The sequence below is a fragment of the Armatimonas sp. genome (assembly GCF_043760365.1).
Classification (GTDB): domain Bacteria; phylum Armatimonadota; class Armatimonadia; order Armatimonadales; family Armatimonadaceae; genus Armatimonas.
This window is the reverse complement of the sequence record NZ_JAYUPA010000402.1, coordinates 1-4,981: the sequence shown is the minus strand read 5'-3', so window position 1 is coordinate 4,981 and position 4,981 is coordinate 1. Positions and strand designations below refer to the sequence as shown.

The following is a 4,981-nucleotide window of genomic DNA, read 5'->3' as shown; positions in this document are numbered from 1 at the left end:
AGTCCACTCCCACCCCCTCCGATGTGGCAATGAACCTGATTCGTCGTGAGGAGCTGGAAGGCGTTCTCTCGCAGCTCTCCGACCGTGAGCGTGAGGTTCTCAGTATGCGTTTCGGCCTGGAAGGCGAGGCCCCCTGCACACTAGAAGAAGTCGGCCAACAGCTTCATGTCACCCGCGAGCGAGTCCGACAGATTGAGCTACGGGCGATAAAGAAACTACGTCGCCTTGGTCCTCAAGAAAAGTTCTAGAAGCTAAAGGCCCTAGAAACTCAGACCGGTCAAGTCAAGCTGGAAACGGCGCGCCGTCGTGGAGTAGTAGAGCGCCACTTCCCGCCCGTTGACCATTCGAATCAGCGCGTATTCCAGATCGGTATAGCCCACCGTCGTAAACTGAGTATCGGTTAGGCGCACGCGGGCGTACCAGGGGCCTTTGAGGAGAGTTCGTGCTTCGGTGTAGAGTGTACTCTGGAAAGCATCCAAGCCCCGTGAGCCGCTCAAGGAGAGATTCCAGCGGTCGCCTTGACTCAAGAATGTCGTGACACTGAGGCGCTGCCGTCCCTGCCGAATCACAGTAGGCACTGTAGGCGTCGTTCCCGGGATGGTTCCGGCAGGTATCCCCGTGGTAACAAAGAGGGGCGGTGTCTGAAAGTAATCGTAGCTCACCTGAAACGTCCCCAGAGCCAGCGCACGCCAGCGTACCGGCTGAGCCACGGTTGTCGTTGTCTGTACCGAGACCCCTGATTTCCCAATTCCACTCGTCCCAACGGGCGCCTCCACCCAGGTATAGCCCAGTACTCCGGATTGTGTCAGCGAAGTGCGTGGATCAAGCTTCAGGGGATTGGCATAGAAGCGTGTTCCCAAGTTCTGCGACTGAACTGCCCCACGAGCACTCTGGCCACCAAAAAACCGCTGGTCAGTATGAGCCACAGTTAGTGCATAGTGCACCCCGGACTTTGGCCCCAGGAGCTTGGGATAGGACTCAGCGGTCGTTTGAACACGCCAGTCACCGCTCGCGGGAACTCCTCGTCCCGTGGTTGTGTCGGTGAAGCCACGGTAACGATTTAGTGCGGCGCTCATGTTGACTCGGAATGCAGGGAAGTTATGCCCAATCTGGCTAGAACCAAATAGATTCTGTCCCCCAATCAAGTCCATAAAGAGGCTCGCATCGGTTTTGGTATCCAGCTTCTGATTGTGCTGGAGTCGAAGCCCCCGGTTCGCGCTGACAAGGTTCAAAACCTGAAGCTGCCCCTCCATCGCCCCCGCACTGTTATAGGACTGCTCCATATCGAGAGTCCACCCCTGCCGCTGAGAGTATACCGATGAGCCAAACGGGGCCCCCCGCCTAAGAAAGAGAGTCCCCACTCCACGTGGCTGAACATTGAAGTAGTAGGGCAAGTTCAGCCACATCCCACTGGCCCCCACGCCAACCAACTGCTCTCGATAGAGTGATTGTTGCCGCAGAGTCATGATGTGATACGGAGTCGAGTAGGCTTTCTGCCCCTCCAAATAGAAGGTCGCCTGGCGAAACTGAACCATTCCCTCTTGATTGAGGCCGATAGAGCGCGCAGCAACTACCAGGGGAGCAGCTCCAAGATCCATAAACTTCCAGGAAGCAGCTTCCGTGGGCGGCAGTACGGTCTCCTGCAAACCACGACCAAGCTCTATGCGCCCGGTTGCTGTCTCCGCGAATCCCGTTTGTTGTAGTAGGTCAAAGGCAATGCGATAGTACCGACGGCGCACTTTCCCAACTTCGAGAACAACGTTGCCCTCGGCATAGACAACCGGCACACCCAAACGGTACTGGATGTGATCCGCCGAGATAGTGACATCCCCGTAGCTGGCACGTGCATCGTGCGTCTTTCCTAATACGTCTATAATGCGCAGCGTCGGGCTCAGTACCACCAAAGAGACGTAGACACTCCCGGTAAACCGAAGCCACTGATTTGTCAGCTCGGCAGACTGCGTATCGTTGCTAAAAGCGACCTGAACACGTGCGGGAACGGCTCCACCCGCTTCCAGATTCGCCGTAATGGTAGCGATTCCCGGTTGATCGGCTGCGGTGAGCGTAACCCGCGCAAAGCCACCACGTGTCTCCGCAACTTGGGTATCCAGACGTCCCAGTGTTGTAGAGAACTGTACCCGTGTTCCGTCAGCCACCGGCACACCTCGGTCATCAAAGACCCGTGCGGCAATGACACTGGTGCTTCGTCCATCCGCACGTATCACAGGTTTCTCGGGCTTGAGGTCTACTGCAATGAGGGTGAAAGCGTTTGGAACGGTGAGTACGAGAGGTACGAGAGGCAGGAGGGGTAGATAGTCCACGATTGGATTAGAATAAAAAAACGCCCCGCCGCTTCAGATTTGCAGCGGGGCGTCCAAAAAATTTTCAGCGTGTGGAAAAGTAAAGAACTCCGAGCAACGCCCCAAAAACAGTCACAATGCTCTTATCACTGGAACGTTTTGTCCCCTGGGGTTTTATTTTCTGGTTTTGAGTCACCAAAGCCGCTGCCTGAGGGAACAAAGCAGCCCCCGCTTGCTGGCCACCTGTTTCCGCAGCCCGTGCCATGGAAGAGCTTTCATGAAGCGATTTGGGAACATCTGCTGGGGCAATCCCCTGCTGAAGCCTCGCAAAAGTTCCCATCGCTTTACCATTTTGAGTGTTATAGCGCGAGACACTCAGATTAAACTTCGCCGTTCGGCTAGTAACATCAAAAGTATAACCATCTACAAAGACAGTAACATACTCAGATGCTCCCACAACCTCAGCAAAGCGCTGTGCTTTGCGATTATCATCCCCCGGCCCATTCTCGACGTCTTTCTCGGTGAGAATCTTGTCGCTCTCGTTAAGGGCACGTTGGACACTAGGGAGACGTTTGGTGTAGACCACCGCCGCGATCCCCAGCTTACTCAGCTGGTTACGAACGGCCTCGGTCACAATTTCTTCAGCAAGCTTTGTACTATCTGTCCGGTCACCATCAACGACGGCGGGGAAGAGCAGTACATTGCTCGGGGTTTGGGCATAGGCATAACCCGGCATCAGGGTAAGTCCTGCAGTCAGCAGGAGTGCCCCCGAAGCGAGCGTGCGGCGCATTGTTATCGGGCTCATCATAGGTTTGCTCGAAAATCCTTCCATTTCACTGTCTCCCCAGTGGTGTAAACCACTGGGGAATTCCATTTTACCGAACCGATTGAATCGGGTATGTCTTCAGAACCTGCTCATCACCAGCAGTTGCACGAACTTCCAAGAAATAGCCCCCAGCAGGAACCGCCGCATTATTCTGGTTATGCCCGTTCCAAGTCAGTCGAGTTTCACCGGCAGACGCAGAACGTCCTGAACTCAGGACGGCAATCGTGTTGCCTAACCGAGTCTTTACCGTTGCTGTCAAGTTAGCATCCTGAGTAAGACGCACGACAAACGTGTGACTCCCACTTGCTCGACTTCCAGGAATCTTTGTGAAACTAGTGATCGCCAGAGGCTGACTCGTTTGTCGCTGAGCAGTTACGACGAATCGGCTGGTGACTCCCTTGCGAATGTTTACCCGCAGAGAAGAGGCATTACGCAAGTTAGTGGTATGCCCCTGAGCATCCGTAATGCTCAGGCGAACCTGCTTGGGCACAATGCCAAGGCCCTCCCAGAGAAGAGTCGCGACTCCATCCTGATCAGCTCCCTCAACCACGAGATCCCAGCTTGCCTTACCACCAGGCGTTTTCAGAACCTGAGCGTAACGGCTTGCCGCATCCCCCTTAGTAATCGCCAAGCGCACCGCGCTATCAATAGGTGCCGGGGGCTTCGGATAGTCACTCTGTCCGGAAGAAGCTCCAGGAGCAACTCCGATCCGAGTAGATGCATCCTGTTTGCCATCGGCACTGCGGATCACGAGGCCCAGTTTCCAGCTATCAGCCGTCATCGCTTTCTGAGCTCGTGTGGCGGGCTCAGGAATCGGGTTGACAGGATCAGGAAGAACAACCGCATCTCTCTGTGTGGGAGTTGCAAAAAGCACACTCACACGAGTATTAAGATAGACCCAGTAGCCTTGCCATGGTTTCAAGGCAGACGTCAGGTCCTCGAAAAAGCGGTAACCACTCTCAGCGGCACTGTAGTAAAACACCCCACCTCGAATCACGTTGTTTCGCACCGCTTCACTAAAGGAGATGGAGCTTAGCGACGGATTATTTTCCAGGGGCACAATTCGCAAGTAGTTGAGTGGAATCTCGTAGACATAGGGGTTTGAAATCATGTTCCACCCCTTCTCCAAGATTATCTGCAACGGTATGGTCAGTGCGTTGCCTGTCGGAGCCTGAAGCGCCTGGGGCTGTGCTCCTCTGAGATAGAGTAGTCGCTTCCCACCGCTTCCCTGAGCAGGCCGATAGAAGTAGGCGACACCCGGCTCAATCTTTGTTTCTCTAACGTAGCGACCACCACCCGTGTTTGACAGAGGATCCGGCACCCAGCGGAAAAGGAGGACAGGCTCGTCAATGGGCCGACTGAGCGAGTTAATGATCGTATCAGGATCACCATTATTAGACAGCAGAGGATCAAACTGGAACGGGAATCCCAGCATCTGGAAAAATCCCGTCTTTAATTCAACCAAAGGTGTCGCAGGAATAACAATCGTACGCCCAATGGATCGAGAAAGTGGGTTTGGCCGCTCGACACCCATTGCGACCTGATAGGTAACAGGCCCATAGACCTCACCCGTTGGCTCCACCAGCCAAGAGGCAGTTCCTGTTTGATCACCAACAAGCTCACCAAGTCGAGTTGAACCAGTCCCTGTCGGCTGAACGAGCTTTCTTGAAGGATCGGGGGAACCCGTTGCAGGGTTCGTCACAAAACGCAATCCAGGAGGCAGTGTCAAGCTGACGGAGACACCACTAAGTGGCACGTCCGCATCAGGAAGACGCTGCTTTTGGCTAGTGACACTAGCAAAAATCTGGAACTGGTTATTAACTCCCGTCACAGCCGGGTTACCCGAAGCATCTGT

The 4,981-nt window shown here is 54.7% G+C and carries 4 protein-coding genes; 1 reads left to right on the top strand and 3 read right to left on the bottom strand.

The genetic code is table 11. The annotated features are described in order from the left end of the window. Nucleotides 1-248: sigma-70 family RNA polymerase sigma factor (locus ACH2EH_RS09545; RefSeq protein ID WP_395141117.1), on the top strand; the 248-nt coding region annotated here is incomplete at its 5' end. Nucleotides 249-260: 12 nt separating this feature from the next. Here ACH2EH_RS09545 and ACH2EH_RS09540 read toward each other — a convergent pair. The 3 genes from ACH2EH_RS09540 to ACH2EH_RS09530 all read right to left on the bottom strand — a co-directional run. Next, nucleotides 261-2,321, bottom strand: coding sequence for an invasin domain 3-containing protein (locus tag ACH2EH_RS09540; RefSeq protein WP_395141115.1), 2,061 nt, complete (start codon nt 2,319-2,321; stop codon nt 261-263). A gap of 64 nt (nt 2,322-2,385) precedes the next feature. Beyond that, entirely contained in the window at nt 2,386-3,132 is a 747-nt protein-coding gene (locus tag ACH2EH_RS09535; RefSeq protein ID WP_395141113.1) for a hypothetical protein, read from the bottom strand. 43 nt (nt 3,133-3,175) lie between these two features. Further along, nucleotides 3,176-4,981, bottom strand: a 1,806-nt coding sequence (locus ACH2EH_RS09530) for a FlgD immunoglobulin-like domain containing protein (protein ID WP_395141111.1), incomplete at its 5' end; no start/stop codon positions are given.

What these genes read in the sequence shown, in the direction of transcription:
- ACH2EH_RS09535 (WP_395141113.1), bottom strand. Translation starts at nt 3,132, where the DNA reads ATGGAAGGATTTTCGAGCAAACCTATGATGAGCCCGATAACAATGCGC.